The following is a 17,280-nucleotide window of genomic DNA, read 5'->3' as shown; positions in this document are numbered from 1 at the left end:
GATTATCTGTTTCATTAGGTAATCGAATCATGCCGCGGAGGGGTGCCATGACCGACGAAGCGCTTCTTGACCGCATGGCGCTACCGCGCCCCGATGTTACCGCTTCCGAGGCCGCGGATATCCTCCTTACTCATTACGGGCTTTCCGGCACGCTTTCGGAGCTCGGCAGCCAGCAGGATCGCAATTACCGGCTCGACACGGAAGACGGCCGCTATGTGCTGAAGATCTGCCATGCCGCCTACGAGACCCAGGAGCTCGAAGCGCAGAATGCGGCGCTCCATCATCTGCGCGCCAAGGCGGATGCGCCACGTGTTCCAAACGTGATGGCTTCCACCGAGGGCCACGAGATCGTCCCTGTCAGTGTGCGAGGGCAGGATTACCAGGTCCGGCTGCTCGAATTTCTCGAAGGAGATGGTCTGACGCACCGCGCCTATCTGGCGCCGGCCTCGGTCGCGGCCCTCGGCGCGCTCTGCGCGAGGTTGGCGGCAGCACTTGCCGATTTCACCCATCCGGGACTGGACCGCAGCCTGCAATGGGATTTGCGCCGCGCCGGACCCGTGGCCGTGCAGTTGTTGTCCTCCATTAGCGACAGCGCCGCTCGTGACAGGATCGCGAAGACGATGGTCATGGCCGTGCGCCGCATCCAGCCACTTGCACCGTCGCTGCGGCTTCAGGCGGTTCATCATGACGTGACGGATGACAATGTCGTCAGCCGTCCCGATGCGCATGGGCGGCCTGTTCCCGATGGTGTGATCGACTTCGGCGACATCATTCGCGGCTGGCTGGTCGGCGACCTTGCCGTGACCTGTGCCTCTCTGCTGCATCAGGCAGATGGCGATCCCTTTCACATCCTGCCGGCGGTGAAGGCCTATCACGAGATTTACCCGTTGATCGAGGAAGAGCTGAAGGCACTCTGGCCGCTCATCGTGGCCCGCGCCGTCATCCTCGTCGCCAGCAGCGAACAGCAGATCTCGATCGATCCCGACAATGATTATGTCAGAGGAAATCTGGAGGGCGAACGGCGCATCTTCGATACGGCAATGTCCGTGCCGTTCGAACTGATGGAAGCGGCCATCCTGAAAGCAGCCGGTCTTCATATTGCCGATGTCGATACGGCAGACTGGCAGTCGCTTCTGCCGGAGATCGATCCCGCGTCCATTGCCTATGTCGATCTCGGCGTGCAGAGCCCGCATTTTTCCGACGGCAACTGGCTGGCGGCCGACATGGACTGGCGTCTGCTTGCGCGCGCAGCGGCGGAATCGGGAACCGCGGCAACCCGCTACGGTGAATATCGCCTGTCCCGCGCCGGCCTGCACCATGCCAAAGCCCAGGCAACCTATGCGCTGCATATGGATGTCTGCCTCGCAGCCGGCAGCGTCGTTGCTGCACCCTTTGCCGGTCGGATCACCTGGTACGACCAGCATCTCGTCCTCACCGGCGGGGACATGAAACTACATATCGACGGCATCGACCTTTCCGTCGACGATGGAAGCGAGATCGCCGCTGGTCAGACACTCGGTACGGTTTCCGGCGAGACGTCTTCGCTAGGCGGATTGCGCCTGCAGCTTTGCAGCATCGCCGGCTTCGAACCGCCACTCTTTGCCACGCCGGAACAAGCCGAAGCGTGGTCCGCCCTCTGCCCCTCGCCTTCAGTGCTGATTGGTCCGGGCGCCGATGCGCCAAAACCTGAAACATCGGCTCTTCTCGAACTGCGGCGGGCGCATTTCGCCAGTCCGCAGAAGAATTATTATGCGCATCCGCCACGGATCGAGCGCGGCTGGAAGGAGCATCTCTTCGATATCGAGGGACGCGCCTATCTCGACATGGTCAACAATGTCACGATCCTCGGCCATGGTCATCCACGCATGGCGGAAGCGATCAGCCAGCAATGGCTGATGCTGAACACCAACTCACGCTTCCACTATGCCGCTGTCGCGGAATTCTCCGAGAGCCTCGCATCGCTGGCGCCCGACGGGATGGATGCCGTGTTCCTCGTCAATAGCGGTTCGGAAGCCAATGATCTGGCGCTGCGGCTTGCCTGGGTGCATAGCGGCCAACGCAACATGCTATGCCTGCTGGAAGGTTACCACGGCTGGTCGATGGCAAGCGACGCGGTCTCCACCTCCATCGCAGACAATCCGCAAGCGCTGACGACAAGGCCGGACTGGGTTCATGCCGTCGTTTCGCCCAATACCTATCGCGGCCAGTTCCGCGGGCCGGAGTCGACTGCGGACTATCTCGGCACCTTGACGCCGGTGCTGGAGGCCATCGATGCCAAGGGCGAGGGACTGGCTGGCTTCATTGCCGAATCCGTATACGGCAATGCCGGCGGCATACCCCTGCCCGATGGCTATCTGACGGAAATCTATCGGCAGGTGCGCGAGCGCGGCGGGCTCTGCATCGCCGACGAGGTGCAGGTGGGCTATGGACGGCTCGGCCATTATTTCTGGGGCTTCGAGCAGCAAGGCGTCGTGCCCGATATCATCACCATCGCCAAGGGCATGGGCGACGGCCATCCGCTCGGTGCCGTCATCACGACGAAGGAGATTGCCGCTTCGCTGGAAAAGGAAGGCTATTTCTTCTCTTCTTCTGGCGGAAGCCCGGTCAGTTGCGTTGCCGGCATGACTGTTCTCGACGTCATGGCCGAGGAGCGGTTGCAGGACAATGCCCGGGAGGTAGGCGACCATCTGAAGGCACGGCTGGCGGCACTGATCGACAGTTACCCGATCGTGGGCGCAGTGCATGGCATGGGCCTCTATCTCGGCCTCGAATTCGTGCGCGACAGAACGACGCTGGAGCCGGCGACCGAGGAGACGGCCGCGATCTGCGACCGGCTTCTGGAACTCGGCGTCATCATGCAGCCGACGGGCGATCACCTGAATGTGTTGAAGATCAAGCCGCCGCTCTGCCTGACCGAAGGAAGCGCCGATTTCTTCGCAAACATGCTGGAAAAGGTGCTTGCAGAAGGCTGGTAGGCGGGACGTTCCGCCGTTAACCAATTCGGTCTTTTCGAGGCTTTCCGATTTTTAACCAGATGTCCCATTGCCGGAATCAGACAGACTTCCTATCTCTGCCTCGGCGATGACGAGAGACCCTCGAACCGTCACACTGGTTGCACGAAAGCGTGATAGAATTCTTTCTAGAAACCGGGATGTGATGGAATGAAATTTTTCGGATCGTCGATATTTTGACACGTTTCGGAATATGTTTCTTATAGGCTATCGGCTATTTTCTACTAAGTTTGTAGACTATAAAGATGGCTTCAACGGGTCCCGGGCTCTTCCGGGATCATGCAAGTACAACGCCAACATAAGGATCGAGACATGATTGATATCGAAATTCTCGCACGAGTCCTTGGGCGATCTGTGCTTGGCAATGACCGTCCGGACGCGCTCTCCCGCCCGAACTGTCGAATGTGACGATCGTCCCCCTTTCAACGGTACCAGACAAGTCAATTCGCCATAGCCTGCGCATCCGCGCGGCAGGAGTTCTATGTAATGAAAAAAGAAGTTATCGAATATGCAGGCATCCCTGTTGGGATCGTCATTCCGGATGAAGACCGGCTGAAATTCATCGCCGTCAAATTCCATGTCCATGACCTCGACGAGCAGCATTTCAGCTCGCCCGCCGAGGTGAAGCTGGCCATTCACGATCTGATGACCCGCCGCCACCCGAAGCCCCTTCATGCCTGACGCAGAACGCGGCTTTAATACTATCAGAGGATTTCCGACCGGCCCGGCAAAACGGGCCGGTCTTGTTTTTGCCCATCTTGTTTTTTGAGGGCATTTGACTTCCTATCGGCGCGCTTCCCTCAAGACAGGAGACGCGCTTGTCCGATCTTCTCAATCTCCTCACCGATATCGAAGGCGTCTCCGTCGGTCACGCAACCGACCTGCCGCTTGGCTCCGGTGTCACGACTATCATCTTCGATGAGCCGGCAGTTGCCTCCGGCAGCGTGCTTGGCGGCGCACCAGGCGGGCGCGATACGGCGCTGCTCGATCCCTCCATGGTCGTCGATGCCGTCGACGCCTTTGTGCTGTCGGGCGGATCGGCCTTCGGTCTCGATGCGGCGGGCGGCGTTCAGGCGGCATTGCGCGAGATGGGGCGCGGATTCCAGGTCGGCCAGGTTCGTATCCCGATCGTACCGCAGGCGATCCTGATGGATCTGCTGAATGGCGGCGACAAGGGCTGGGGCATACATTCGCCTTACCGCGAAATGGGCTATGAGGCCGCGAGGGCCGCACGCAAGGGTGCGTTTGATCTCGGCACGGTTGGAGCCGGCACGGGTGCAACGACTGCTACCTTCAAGGGCGGCCTTGGCTCGGCAAGTGCAGTCAGCAGCACCGGGCATCGCATCGCGGCGATCGTTGCCGTCAACGCTGTGGGCACGGCGACTATCGGCGAAGGCCCGCATTTCTGGGCGGCCCCATTCGAGCAGAATAATGAATTCGGCGGGCTCGGCATGCCCACGGAAATCGATCATCGATTGCGGCTCAAGAGCGTGAAAACGACAGCCACGACGATCGGCGCGGTTGTCACCGACGCGTCGCTCATCAAGGCGGAAGCGCACCGGCTTTCCATTGCCGCGCATGACGGACTGGCCCGCGCGGTCCTGCCAGCCCACCTGCCACTCGACGGCGACACGATTTTTGCAGCCTCCACCGGCAAACAGAAGCGCAACGACATGGCAAGCCTGATGGAATTGTGCCATCTGGCGGGGATCGTGATGGCGCGGGCGATTGCGCGCGGGGTCTACGAAGCAATGGCGCTTCCGGTGCCGAGCGCGCTGCCTGCATGGCGCGACCGCTATGCGGCGGGGCGCTGATTGCCTAGACTACAGGAAGAGAGCCTGACGGCGGAGAACAGGTAAATGCAGATTCGGGCGCTGATGTATTTCGACGAGCTGGTGCGAACCAACTCCATGCGTCAGGCGGCCGAAAACCTGAATGTCGCCCCGACGGCCATCAGCCGGCAGATCGAGAACCTCGAATATCATTTCGGTGCGCCGCTGGTGGAACGCAGCGCGCGTGGCGTGAAGCTGACGGCGGCGGGCGAGCTGCTGGCGGCCCGTGCGGGTCGGACGCTGCGCGAGCTCGACCATGTGCAGCAGCTGATCGAAGACCTGAAGGGGCTACAGCGCGGGCGCGTCAACATTTACGCGAACGGCGCGACCGTTGCCAATCTGCTTGCGCCGGCGCTGGCAGAATTCAGCCTGAAATATCCCAAGCTGCGTTTTGCCGTGACGATCACCAGCGCACGGGCCGCAGTCGAAGCGGTCAACAGCGCCGAGGCCGATATTGCGGTGACCCTGTTTGCGCCGCCAATGTCGGGTACCAAGGTGCGGCTGCGTTCGGAGATCACCTACGATCTTATCACAGCGCCAAACCACCCGGCAGCATCACGCCAGGATATTCCGCTCAAGGAGCTCGCCGACTACGCTCTGGCACTGCCCGATCAATCCTTTGGTTTCCGCCAGGCTTTCGACGCGCTCTTCGAGAAGGAAGGGCTGAGCCTCGATCCGGTGTTCGTGACGAGTTCGCTGGAGATGCTGAAGGAGCTGGTTCTGAGCGGCGCAGCCGTGACGCTGCTGCCGGCACTGACCGTTCGCCGCGAGATCGACGCCGGCCAGCTTTCAGTCATTCCGCTTGCCGGCAAGACCGGCATTCGCACTCATGTGGATCTCTGTGTGGCGCCTGACCGGCAGCTTTCCTTTGCTGCAACGAAACTTCTCGATTTCATCGAACGCTTCATGCGTGAGCGGTCGAACAGCAAGGCCGGTCATAAAGAGTAAGGCCCGCGGGCTTGCATCAGATCAGAAATTACTGTGTAGCTTTTTTGGCTACACCGAGCACACAAAATCGTCATTGTGTGTGCACCCTCGTAGTGCCACTCTACTCGCAAAAGGGATCTGCCAAGCAGCGGAGCCAGACAGGGGAACAGGATGATCAAGGTTTCGCTCGCGCCGTCAGCGCGTCTCATGCGGCGTCTTTCCATGGGTGCCGCGCTTTCAGCCGGCATCATGATGCTGGCGCTGACACCCGCCGAAGCCGCCAAAACAACGCTCAATCTCGGCATGAGCGTCGAGCCTGCTGGACTCGACCCGACGATTGCCGCGCCTGTCGCCATCGGCCAGGTGACCTGGCAAAACATCTTCGAAGGCCTGGTCAGCATCGACGAGACCGGCAAGGTGCAGCCGCAGCTCGCCAAGAGCTGGGACATTTCCCCCGATGGCCTGACCTATACGTTCAAGCTGCAGACCGGTGTCAAATTCCACGACGGCGAGGCCTTCGATTCCACCGGCGCCAAATTCGCCCTCGACCGCGCCCGCGGCAAGGATTCGGTCAATCCGCAGAAGCGCTTCTTCGCCTCCATCGCCTCCATCGAAACGCCCGATGCCGAGACGCTGGTGCTGCATCTTTCCAGCCCGACCGGCAGCCTGATCTACTGGCTCGGCTGGCCGGCCTCGGTCATGGTCGGTCCGAAGTCTGCGGCCGACGACAAGACCACGCCTGTCGGCACCGGGCCGTTCAAATTCTCCACCTGGGCCAAGGGCGACCACGTGGAACTCATCAAGAATGCCGACTACTGGAACAAGGATGGCGCGGCCAAGCTCGAGAAGGTGACCTTCCGCTTCATCAACGATCCTCAGGCACAGGCAGCAGCACTGAAATCCGGCGATCTCGACGCCTTTCCGGAATTTGCCGCACCGGAGCTGATGAGCTCCTTCGATGGCGACGCGCGTCTTGCGACCAAGGTCGGCAATACCGAGCTCAAGGTCGTTGCCGGCATGAACAATGCGCGCAAGCCGTTCGACGACAAGCGCGTACGCCAGGCGCTGATGATGGCGATCGACCGCCAGACTGTCATCGATGGTGCCTGGTCCGGTCTCGGTACGGCGATCGGCAGTCACTATACGCCGAACGATCCGGGCTATCAGGATATGACCGGCGTACTGCCCTATAATGTCGAGAAGGCGAAGGCGCTGCTAACCGAGGCCGGCTATCCCAACGGCTTCACTTTCACGATCAAATCGCCGCAGATGGCCTACGCCCCGCGCAGCGCACAGGTCATGCAGGCGATGTTGGCCGAGATCGGTGTGACTGTTAATATCGAGCCCACCGAATTTCCGGCGAAATGGGTGAAGGATGTCATGACCAGCCGTGACTACGACATGACCATCGTCGCCCATGCCGAACCGATGGACATCGATATCTATTCGCGCGATCCCTATTACTTCAATTACAAGAATCCGGCCTTCAATGACCTGATGAAGAAGGTGCAGGAGACGGCCGATCCATCGGAACAGGCCAAGATCTATGGCGAAGCCCAGAAGATCCTCGCCGAGGACGTGCCGGCGCTCTATCTCTTCGTCATGCCCAAGCTCGGTGTCTGGGACAAGAAGCTGAAGGGCCTGTGGGAGAACGAGCCGATCCCCTCCAACGTTCTCAGCAATGTTTCCTGGGACGAATAAACTGCTGATGCGGGCGGCGGACAGGGTGTTGAAGACGATATGATCGCACTGCTTTCCCGCCGCCTCGCCGGTCTCGCCATCACCCTTCTCGTCGTGTCCCTGGTGATCTTCGCCGTCATGGACCTTCTGCCCGGCGATCCCGCGTCGATCATGCTCGGCACGTCGGCCAGTCCCGAGACACTGGCGGCACTGCGCCACGATCTCGGTCTCGACCAGCCGCTGCTCATTCGCTACGGCCAATGGCTCGCCGGCGTCTTCTCCGGCGATCTCGGGCAATCCTATACCTATGGCGTACCTGTCGCCGGACTGATCGTCGAGCGGCTGGCGGTGACGCTGCCGCTTGCGATGATCGCTATCGTTCTCTCAGTGGTGATCGCATTGCCGCTCGGCGTGCTGGCGGCGGCACGACGCGGCGGGATCGTCGATGCGATCGCCACTGTCTTCTCGCAGATCAGCATCGCCGTGCCGGCCTTCTGGGTGGCGCTGCTGCTTATCATCCTGTTTTCCTCCACGCTCGGTCTGATGCCGGCAGGTGGTTTTCCCGGGTGGGATGCCGGACTTCTGCCGGCATTGCAGGCCTTGTTGATGCCCGCTGTCGCACTCGCCCTGCCGCAAGCCGGCGTGCTGACCCGCGTGGCGCGCTCCGCCGTGCTCGACACCATGCATGAGGATTTCGCGCGCACTGCGGTCGCCAAGGGGCTGTCGCGCAGGACGGTGCTGTGGCGGCATATCGTGCCGAATGCGCTGGTGCCGATCCTGACCATTCTCGGACTGCAATTCACCTTTCTCGTTGCCGGCGCGGTTCTGGTCGAAAACGTCTTCAATCTGCCGGGTCTCGGACGGCTTGCCTTTCAAGCCTTGTCGCAGCGCGACGTCATCGTGATGCAGGATGTCGTGCTGTTCTTCGCGGGCCTCGTCATCGTCATGAACTTCATCGTCGATCTCTCCTACCTGGCGATCGACCCGCGCATGCGAAAGGCGGCATGATGGCTCCCATCGTCTCCTCCGCCATCTTTCCACGGCGCCGAAGCTTCAGGCTTAGCCGGCGAAAGAATCTCATCGCCGGAATCATCGTCATCGGGCTCCTGGCTGCCATTGCCCTGCTATCGCTCTTCTGGACGCCGCAGCCACCTGCCAAGATGCAGATCATTCACAAGCTGCAGCCGCCGCTTGCCTTCGGCCTGCTCGGCACGGACCAGTTCGGCCGTGACGTACTTTCCATGCTGATGGTCGGGTGCTGGAATTCGCTGTCGATCGCCGTCAGCGCGGTCGCCATCGGCGGCACATTCGGTTCCATTGCGGGGATTTCCGCGGCTGCCATCCGCGGCCCCTACGAGGCGCTTTTGATGCGTGCCTGCGACGTTATCTTCGCACTGCCCCCGATCCTGTCCGCGATGCTCCTCGGTGCCTTCCTCGGGCCAGGGCGCTTTACGGCGATCACGGCCATTGCCGTCTTCATGGTGCCGGTCTTTGCGCGCGTAACGCTCGCGACCTCGCTGCAGGCCTGGAGCCGCGATTATGTGCTGGCGGCACAGGCGATCGGCAACAGCCGTTTCACGATCTCGGTGCGGCACGTGCTGCCGAACATCATGAGCCAGATCATCGTGCATGCAGCGATCCAGCTCGGTCTCGCGATCCTGACTGAAGCCGGCCTCTCGTTCCTCGGTCTCGGCATGGCGCCGCCGGCTCCGACCTGGGGACGCATGCTGGCAGACGCCCAGACATTCCTTTCGCTTGCTCCGTGGCTGGCGATCCTGCCCGGTCTTGCCATCGCGCTCACCGTCTTCGGCTTCAACATGCTGGGTGATGGGTTGCGCGATCTGCTCGACCCGCGCGAAGCGAGCCGCTGATGTCCTCCCGAGACAAACCGCCCGAAAGACCAGACCATGCCAGATATCAATTTCACCATCCGCGAGCTCAGGCGACGCTTCAGCGATAGAACCCTCTCGCCGCTCGAATACTGGCTTGCGCTCGAAAGGCATATCGATGCCTGGGAGCCTTCGATCGCAGCGCTTTATCTCTACGATCCGGAAGCGGCGCGCGAGCAGGCAAAGGCATCGGGCGAGCGCTGGATGAAAGGTGAAACGCTCGGCCCGCTCGACGGCATTCCGGTTACGCTCAAGGAATTGATCGCCACCAGGGGACAACCGGTGCCGCTCGGCACGAAGGCGGTCGAGCTGAAGCCAGCGGAAGCGGATGCGCCGGCGGCGGCGCGGCTGCGGGAGGACGGCGCTGTTATCTTTGCCAAGACCACCTGCCCCGACTACGGCATGCTTTCGTCGGGTCTTTCGAGCTTCCATCATCTGAGCCGAAACCCTTGGAATATCTCACAGAACCCCGGCGGCTCCAGCGCCGGCGCTTCCGCAGCGGCTGCTGCCGGCTACGGGCCATTGCATATCGGCACCGATATTGGCGGTTCGGTGCGGCTTCCGGCCGGCTGGACGGGTGTGTTCGGCTTCAAACCGAGCCATGGGCGCATTCCGGTCGATCCCTATTATGTCGGCCGCTGCGCGGGACCGATGACCCGGACGGTGGAGGATGCCGCCTATTCGATGGCGACGCTTTCGCGCCCAGACTGGCGCGACGGCACCAGCCTGCCGCCGAATGATTTCAACTGGATGGATCTTGCCATCGATCTCACCGGCATGCGGATCGGTCTGATGCTCGATGCCGGCTGCGGTCTTGCCGTCGATGACGATGTGAGGATATCGATCGAAGAAGCGGCCAGGCTTTTCGAGAAAGCCGGGGCGACGATTGTTCCTGTCGGACCGGTGCTGACGCGCGCCATGCTGGATGGGCTGGACACTTTCTGGCGCTCTCGTTTCTGGGGCGACATTGCCGGGCTCAGCGAAGAGCGCCGTGAGAATATTCTCCCCTATATCTATGAATGGGCCAAGGGCGGTGCCGACGTCAGCGGTGTCGATGCCGTGAAGGGCTTCAACCAGACGATCGAGATGCGCAAGACCTGCGGGCGCCTGTTCACCGAGGTCGATGCGGTGCTCTCTCCGACCAATCCGATCGTCTCCTATCCGGCTGAATGGGCTTCGCCCACCAATGATCCGAAACAGCCCTTCGAGCATATCGCCTTCACCGTGCCGTGGAACATGTCAGAACAGCCGGCATCCTCGATCAATTGCGGCTTTTCGGCATCGGGCATGCCGATCGGGCTGCAGATCGTCGGGCCGCGCTTCGATGACATGCGGGTGCTGAAACTCTCGAAAGCATTCGAGGATTGGACGGGTGGCATCAAGGACTGGCCGAAGCCGCCCGTGGCCTGAAGGCAATCTCAGAACGGGCGGCGATAGCCTGTCGGCTGCTCGTAGAGCCAGCCGATGCGCTTGACGGCCGCCTCGAAATTCTCGCGCGCAACAGTCATCGTATGGCCGTTGGCGTGGATGATGGTTTCGGGATCTTCGAAAACGGCAACATGCCCTTTCCAGAAGACCAGATCGCCGCGGCGCACTTCCGAGCGCTCGATCGGCTCGCCAAGGCCTGCCGCCTGCATGTCGGTATCGCGCGGCGCGCTTCTGCCGGTCATCTGTAGGGCAAGCTGGAGGAGGCCGGAGCAATCGATGCCAAGGCCGGAGCGGCCGCCCCAAAGATAGGGCACCTCCAGGAAGCGGGCGGCGATATCGACATAGTCCTGGCCATCCAGCGCTCCAAGCGGCTGGAGATGCTTGGAGAAGATCGCAGTGCCATCGTCGAGCACCAGATAATGATTGCCGCGCGCTTCCGCTTGACCGGCAATGTGGACTCGGCTGCCCATCGACAGCACTGTCTTATACGGTTTGCGCAATTCCGGTTCCTGATAAAGGAAAGTGCGCTGCGGAACGACGATGTGAGTCGGGGCGTTGGCTGCCTCTGCAACTGCGCTTGCTGGCAGGTAACCGACATAGCCATCGGATGTAGCCTTGACCCAGCACCAGCCGTCAGCGCGATCGAATATAGTGACATCCTCGCCATAGAGCAGTTCCGTATCGATCCCGCGGGCAAGGTCCGGTTCGGGGCGCAGGGCGATGACCGGGACACAGACGTGGGCCGGCGTGCCGCTCACAAAGCGCGCCGCTTCGACCTTGCCCTCAAGGCCGGCTTCCGCAAGATCCGGGCGATAGGCATGGAGGCGGCGGTCGAGCATCGTCATGACATTCCTTTCAGCGTGGCCTTTTGAGCTGGCCTTTCAGACCGGAAGCTTGCGGCCCTGCTCGCGCACGAGGTCGCCGAGCTTTTCGAGATAGAGCGCCCCGCCAACGGTGCGCTTGATGATGACGTTGCGCCGGTCGGCATCGTCACGGACGCGATCGACGAGGCCCATGTCCCCCATCGTATCCAGCGCCCGGGTAATAACCGGTTTCGTCACATCCAGCGTTGCGGCCAGTCCGCGCACGGTATGCGGTGGCGGCACGAGATAGATATGCAGCAGGATCGCCATCTGACGCAACGTCAAATCTCTGTCGTCGTGACGGACCTGGTTGAGCGCCACGCCATGCCAGAGGCCAAGCGCCTGCGAGGCGGTCAGTTCAATCGGCACGGCCCCTCCGGAAATCGTTACGCTAACGTTTCATTTTCCGGCACTTACAGCGTGCAAGCAAGAGGCGGCACAGAATGCCGCCTCGCAAGGTGAATAAAATTTTAACGATCGGATCGGCGATGGCCTTGGCGGCTCAGCGCATGCTGTGACGGATATGATGATAGAGCGCGCGGATAGCCTGCGCCTCGCCGCCTCCAGGCGAGTGCGGGCGCTCGTTCGGCGCCCAGCCGTAGATATCGAAATGCGCCCAGCTCTTCGCCTTGCTGACAAAGCGCTTGAGGAAAAGTGCGGCGGTGATGGCGCCCGCCATGCCCCCCGCCGGAGCATTGGTGATATCGGCGAATTTGGTGCGGATATCTTTCTCGTAGCCGGCATAAAGCGGCAGCCGCCAGAGCGGATCATCCGTCTCGAGGCTTGCTTCCATCAGGTCGTGGGCAAGATTCGCATCATCCGTGAAGAAGGGCGGCAGATCGGGGCCGAGAGCAACGCGGGCAGCGCCTGTCAGGGTTGCCATATCGATCAAGAGATCAGGTTCTTCCTCATCGGCATAGGCGAGCGCATCGGCCAGGATCAGGCGACCTTCGGCATCGGTGTTGTCGATCTGGACCGTCAGCCCCTTGCGGCTCTTGTAAATGTCGCCGGGACGGAAGGCATTGGACGAGATGGAATTCTCGACGACCGGGATGATGACACGCAGGTCCACCTTCAGCTTGGCATCCATGATCATGAGCGCCAGGCCCATGACATTTGCCGCGCCGCCCATGTCCTTCTTCATCAGCAGCATGGAGGAAGCCGGCTTGATGTCGAGGCCACCCGTATCGAAGCAGACGCCCTTGCCGACCAGCGTGACCTTGCGGTGTCCCTTCTTGCCCCAGCGCAGCTCCAAGAGGCGCGGCGCATCGGCACTGGCGCGACCGACCGTGTGCACGAGCGGGAAGTTTTCCTTGAGCAGGTCGTCGCCGATGATAACCGACATCTCTGCCTTGTAGTGGGCAGCGAGATCGCGGAAAGCCGCTTCGAGCTGTTCCGGTCCCATGTCGTTGGTCGGCGTATTGATGAGGTCGCGAGCGAGGAAAACGCCGGCTAGCTGGCGCTTGATCTCATTGCCGTCGGCATCGCGCGGGATCATCAGCGTCGCCGCCGGGATTTTTTCAGACTTGTAACGGTCGAAACGGTAGCTGCCGAGGCCGAAGCCGAGCGCCAGGCGATTGGCTGTCAGCGGAGCCGTTTCGATGTGCCAGTCGCCGGCCGGAAGTGCGCGGGCAAGCCTGCCCGTGATGTAAGGCTGCTCAGACGGATTGGTGCCAAGGCCGAAGAGCGCACCGCCGAGGTGACCGTCGGCTGTCGGGATCAGAAGCAGCGAACCGCTTTCCGCCTTGTAGCCGGCTTTGCGTGCCCAATCGAGGGCGATGGGATCGATTGTCGCGGTCTCGATATGGGCGGGCGTGACCGCAAAGATCGGCAGCGTCGACCCGCCCTTGGTGTTGAAAGGCGTCGGTCTCTCGGTGAACTGGAAGGGGGCCATGTTTGTCCTTAGAGGCGGGGGCAGAATCACTTCTTAACGGTCTGTTAGGGTTAACAGACTATTGCTGGAGCGAAGATTGCGTCAAAACCTTTCCCTGTTCCGTTTTGAGGTCCGGCGCCGATTTCATTCAGGAACGCGCAATGTCCGTCTCGGCCTCTACTCCTCTTAAAAAGCGTGTTTTTCAAGGAACCGCCGCTGCTCTCGTCATGCTCGCGCTGGCCGGCTGCTCGACAACGGCAAAGGACCGGATGACGACCGGTTCCATCCCCAAGCTCGACAAGCCGGTCGAGCAGATGGACACCAACGAGTTGCGGGCCGCCACCAACCGCGTCGGCCAGGCCTATGAGAAGAACCCGCGCGATCCGGTCAATGGCGTAAACTATGCCAACCTGCTGCGGATGAGCGGACGCGACGCGCAAGCGCTCGCCGTCATGCAGCAGGTCGCGATCGCCAATCCCGGTGATCGCAACGTGCTGGCAGCCTATGGCAAGGCGCAGGCGGCCACAGGGCAGCTTCAGCAGGCGCTCGATACCATCGGCAGGGCACAGACGCCCGACCGTCCTGACTGGCGGCTGATCTCGGCGGAAGGCGCGATCCTCGATCAGATGGGCAAGCCGAACGACGCACGCCAGCGCTATCGTGATGCGCTCGACATCCAGCCGAACGAACCTTCGATCCTTTCCAATCTCGGCATGTCTTATCTTCTGACAGGCGATCTGCGCACGGCGGAAACCTATCTGCGCTCGGCCGCCGGCCAGCCTTCCGCCGATAGCCGTGTGCGCCAGAACCTCGCTCTCGTCGTCGGCCTGCAGGGCCGCTTTCCCGAGGCCGAGCAGATCGCGCGGCGCGAACTCTCGCCGCAGCAGGCCGATGCGAATGTCGCCTATCTGCGCGGCATGCTTTCCCAGCAGAATTCCTGGCAGAAGCTCGCGGCGAAGGACTCCACACCTGCCGCCAGCAATACCAACTAAGTCATCTGCTGCTCAGTCCCGAGAGGATGAGACGCAGGCCGAGACCGGCCATGACCGCGCCCGCGGCCCTGTCGATCCAAGCCTTGGCAGCAAGATAGACTTTGCGCGGCTGCTGGGCCGAAAAGGCGAGCGCAACGATCGCATACCATCCCGCTTCGACCAGGAAGACGCCAATCGGCAGTGCCAGCAAAAGCTCCACCGGCACCGTCTTGGGCAGCAGCGCCGCGAAGATACTGGCGTAGACCACGATCGTTTTGGGATTGCTCAACTGCGTCAGCATCGCTGCCGTGAAACTGCGCGCCGGTGTGCTTTTACCGGCTATGTCGCCTGAAAGCGCCAGCGGTTCGCTGGCGCCCTTCCAGATCGCGACAGCAATATAGATCAGATAGGCGCCGCCCGCGATCTTGAGAACGAGGTAAAGCCACTCGAATTGCGAGAGCAGCGCCGTCAAGCCGGCAAGGGCAAGGATGGCGAAGGTCACGCCGCCGATGCCCATGCCGAGTGCAGCGGCAAGCCCGTCAAAGCGGGAACGCGAAATGGCGATGCGCGAGACGACGACGAAACTCGGGCCGGGGCTCATGGCGCCGATCATCAAAGCGCTGATGATGCTGATAAAGATGCCCAGAGACGACATGGCAAAACTCCATTCTCACACAATTCCGGATGTAAAACCGCAATGCAATTTTGCTGGAAATGCCCACCCGATCAAGGGCCGCTCGCCGATGATCGCCGTTTGTTTTGCCGTTCTTGGGAAAAGCGGGGTTTCCGGATCTCTTAATCAGAACCGATCGGCGACCTGGATGCCGGCAGGGCCAAGGATGACGGCGATCAGCACCGGCAGGAAGAAGAGGATCATCGGAACGGTCAGCTTCGGCGGCAGGGCAGCGGCCTTCTTTTCCGCCTCGTTCATGCGTTCGTCGCGGCCCTCCTGGGCAAGGACGCGCAGCGCTGTCGCAACAGGCGTGCCGTAACGGTCGGCCTGAATGAGCGCCTGGGTGACGGAGCGGACCAGATCGATCTGGGTGCGGGTCGCAAGATTCTCGAGGGCGACGCGGCGATCCGGCAGGAAGGAGAGCTCAGCAGTTGTCAGCACCATTTCTTCGGCGAGCGGCGGTGACTGTTCGCCGAGCTCTTCGGAAACCCGGCGCATGGCTGCCTCGATGGAAATACCCGATTCCACACAGATCAGCATCATGTCCAGCGCATCCGGCCAGGCGCGCTTGATGGATTGCTGACGCTTACCCATACGGTTAGAGATATAGATGTTCGGCGCATAGAAGCCGATATAGGCGATGCCGATGACGATGAAGATCCGGATCGGCAGGCCCTTGTCGGCAAGATTGCCGAGACCGAACATCCAGAATGCGGCAACCGCCAGGAAAAGAAACGGCAGAAGAAAGCGCGCGACAAGGAAAGTGTTCAGCGCATTTTCCGAACGCAGACCAGCCGCGCGCAGCTTGTTCATCGTGTTGTCGTCGACAAGCGCTTTGCGCAGATTGAACCGCTCGACAATTTGACGGACGGATCGATTGTTCTGGTTTCTGAGCGTCGCCTTGCTGCCAGTGTCGGCATTCATACGGGCGCGCTCGCGGGCGCGGATCTGCTCACGCTCGGTCGAGACGGCCTTCATGCGCTTGTTGAGATCGCCACGCTCGAAAAAGGGAACGGCAAGCGTGTAGAAGGTGGCAAAGACAGCGATGGCGACGAGCACCGCCACGATCATGGCGGGATCGGTCAATGTTGCGGCTAGTTCCTGCGACATGTGCCCTGCTCCCGCTAGATATCGAAATTGATCATGTTGCGCATCACGAAGATACCGATCGACATCCAAACCGCCGAAAAGCCCATGATGAAGTGGCCGCGCGGATCGGTGAACAAGAGCATCATGTATTGCGGCGACGTGAGGTAGACGAGCAGGGCAACGATGAAAGGCAGGGCGCCGATGATGCAGGCCGATGCCTTGGCTTCCATCGACAGCGCCTTGACCTTGGCCTTCATCTTCTTACGGTCACGCAGCACCTTTGAAAGGTTACCGATCGCTTCCGACAGGTTGCCGCCAGCCTGCGACTGGATGGCGATGACGATCGCGAAGAAATTGACTTCCTGCAACGGCATCTGATTGGTCATGCGGGCGCAGGCTTCGGGCACGCTGAGGCCGACCTGCTGCGATTCGACGATACGGCGGAATTCGCCCTTGACCGGCTCGACCCCATCGGTCGCAACGAGGCGGATCGCGTCGTTCAGCGGCAGGCCGGAGCGGATGGAGCGGACGATAACGTCGAGCGCATTCGGAAATTCATCAAGGAACTTGTTCTGGCGGCGCGAAATGAGGAAGCCCAGCACCCAGCGCGGCAGACCAAGCCCTGCGGCCACGGGGATACCGAGCATGACCGGTGTCGATGCGCCGGCAATAAAAAGCAAGACCAGCAGCACAAGTGCGAAGAACGCGCTGAAGAGATAGAAACGGGTTGGCGTGATCGGCAGTCCCGCCTGCACCAGGCGGGATTTCAGCGACAGCGTTTTCTTGGTCTTCTCATGCTGCCGTTTTTCGAGATCCTTCAGGCTGTCCTGTACCGATTTTCGGCGCTTCGACAGTTCCTGCACGCGGTCGCGGGCAGCCTTGACCTTGGTGCGATCGACTTCGGCCGATTTGACGCGGTTGATGCGACTTGCCGATTTCTTGTCGCTCTCGATACGCGAGAACAATAGGGCATAGCTCACCGCTGCCGCCGCAACGGCTGCAAGAACGACAATTGCCAGCACTGTCGGATCGATGCCGAACATC

The 17,280-nt window shown here is 61.2% G+C and carries 15 protein-coding genes; 9 read left to right on the top strand and 6 right to left on the bottom strand.

Annotation, left to right across the window (positions count from 1 at the left end; genetic code table 11):
- Window positions 1–47 precede the first annotated feature (47 nt).
- From FHX06_RS16110 to FHX06_RS16075, 8 genes are all read left to right on the top strand, one after another.
- A complete protein-coding gene (locus FHX06_RS16110; RefSeq protein WP_113211220.1) occupies window positions 48–2,975 on the top strand; it encodes an aminotransferase in 2,928 nt (975 codons plus the stop codon).
- A gap of 522 nt (window positions 2,976–3,497) precedes the next feature.
- Complete coding sequence (locus FHX06_RS16105; RefSeq protein ID WP_007813230.1) at window positions 3,498–3,692, top strand: hypothetical protein; 195 nt, start codon at window positions 3,498–3,500, stop codon at window positions 3,690–3,692.
- A gap of 137 nt (window positions 3,693–3,829) precedes the next feature.
- A complete protein-coding gene (locus FHX06_RS16100; protein WP_113211219.1) occupies window positions 3,830–4,825 on the top strand; it encodes a P1 family peptidase in 996 nt (331 codons plus the stop codon).
- A 45-nt stretch (window positions 4,826–4,870) separates the two neighbouring features.
- Entirely contained in the window at window positions 4,871–5,791 is a 921-nt protein-coding gene (locus FHX06_RS16095) for a LysR family transcriptional regulator (protein ID WP_183880019.1), read from the top strand.
- A gap of 150 nt (window positions 5,792–5,941) precedes the next feature.
- On the top strand, window positions 5,942–7,471 hold the full coding sequence (locus tag FHX06_RS16090; protein WP_113211217.1) for an ABC transporter substrate-binding protein: 1,530 nt from the start codon (window positions 5,942–5,944) through the stop codon (window positions 7,469–7,471).
- A gap of 39 nt (window positions 7,472–7,510) precedes the next feature.
- Window positions 7,511–8,458 carry an ABC transporter permease gene (locus FHX06_RS16085; RefSeq protein WP_113211216.1) on the top strand — a complete coding sequence of 316 codons (948 nt, stop codon included), beginning with the start codon at window positions 7,511–7,513 and terminating at the stop codon, window positions 8,456–8,458.
- On the top strand, window positions 8,458–9,321 hold the full coding sequence (locus FHX06_RS16080; RefSeq protein ID WP_113211464.1) for an ABC transporter permease: 864 nt from the start codon (window positions 8,458–8,460) through the stop codon (window positions 9,319–9,321). Before FHX06_RS16085 ends, FHX06_RS16080 begins: the two co-directional genes overlap by 1 nt.
- A 36-nt stretch (window positions 9,322–9,357) precedes the next feature.
- Window positions 9,358–10,749 (top strand): amidase, encoded by a 1,392-nt coding sequence (locus FHX06_RS16075; RefSeq protein WP_183880017.1) that lies wholly within the window; start codon window positions 9,358–9,360, stop codon window positions 10,747–10,749.
- Window positions 10,750–10,757: 8 nt separating this feature from the next.
- Here the strand turns inward: FHX06_RS16075 and FHX06_RS16070 are convergent, their stop codons facing one another.
- The 3 genes from FHX06_RS16070 to FHX06_RS16060 all read right to left on the bottom strand — a co-directional run bounded on the left by FHX06_RS16070 (window position 10,758) and on the right by FHX06_RS16060 (window position 13,524).
- Window positions 10,758–11,612 carry an NlpC/P60 family protein gene (locus tag FHX06_RS16070; RefSeq protein WP_113211214.1) on the bottom strand — a complete coding sequence of 285 codons (855 nt, stop codon included), beginning with the start codon at window positions 11,610–11,612 and terminating at the stop codon, window positions 10,758–10,760.
- Between the two features lie 36 nt (window positions 11,613–11,648).
- Entirely contained in the window at window positions 11,649–11,999 is a 351-nt protein-coding gene (locus FHX06_RS16065) for a MarR family transcriptional regulator (protein WP_112542763.1), read from the bottom strand.
- Window positions 12,000–12,132: 133 nt separating this feature from the next.
- Entirely contained in the window at window positions 12,133–13,524 is a 1,392-nt protein-coding gene (locus FHX06_RS16060; protein ID WP_112542764.1) for a leucyl aminopeptidase family protein, read from the bottom strand.
- A 140-nt stretch (window positions 13,525–13,664) separates the two neighbouring features.
- Between FHX06_RS16060 and FHX06_RS16055 the strand changes: the two genes are divergently transcribed.
- Complete coding sequence (locus FHX06_RS16055; RefSeq protein ID WP_113211463.1) at window positions 13,665–14,495, top strand: tetratricopeptide repeat protein; 831 nt, start codon at window positions 13,665–13,667, stop codon at window positions 14,493–14,495.
- Between the two features lies 1 nt (window position 14,496).
- Here FHX06_RS16055 and FHX06_RS16050 read toward each other — a convergent pair whose 3' ends face one another.
- From FHX06_RS16050 to FHX06_RS16040, 3 genes are all read right to left on the bottom strand, one after another.
- The gene (locus tag FHX06_RS16050; protein ID WP_112542766.1) at window positions 14,497–15,129 is read right to left on the bottom strand and encodes a LysE family translocator; all 633 of its coding nucleotides are present in this window, start codon (window positions 15,127–15,129) and stop codon (window positions 14,497–14,499) included.
- A gap of 144 nt (window positions 15,130–15,273) precedes the next feature.
- Complete coding sequence (locus FHX06_RS16045) at window positions 15,274–16,257, bottom strand: type II secretion system F family protein (protein WP_112542767.1); 984 nt, start codon at window positions 16,255–16,257, stop codon at window positions 15,274–15,276.
- A 14-nt stretch (window positions 16,258–16,271) separates the two neighbouring features.
- Window positions 16,272–17,279: a type II secretion system F family protein gene (locus FHX06_RS16040; protein WP_112542768.1), complete on the bottom strand. Its 1,008-nt coding sequence runs from the start codon at window positions 17,277–17,279 to the stop codon at window positions 16,272–16,274.
- Window position 17,280 lies beyond the last annotated feature (1 nt).

Origin of the sequence: Rhizobium sp. BK512, assembly GCF_014194915.1 — a bacterium.
In the GTDB taxonomy this organism is placed as follows: Bacteria; Pseudomonadota; Alphaproteobacteria; order Rhizobiales; family Rhizobiaceae; genus Rhizobium.
This window is presented reverse-complemented; position numbering and strand designations above follow the sequence as displayed.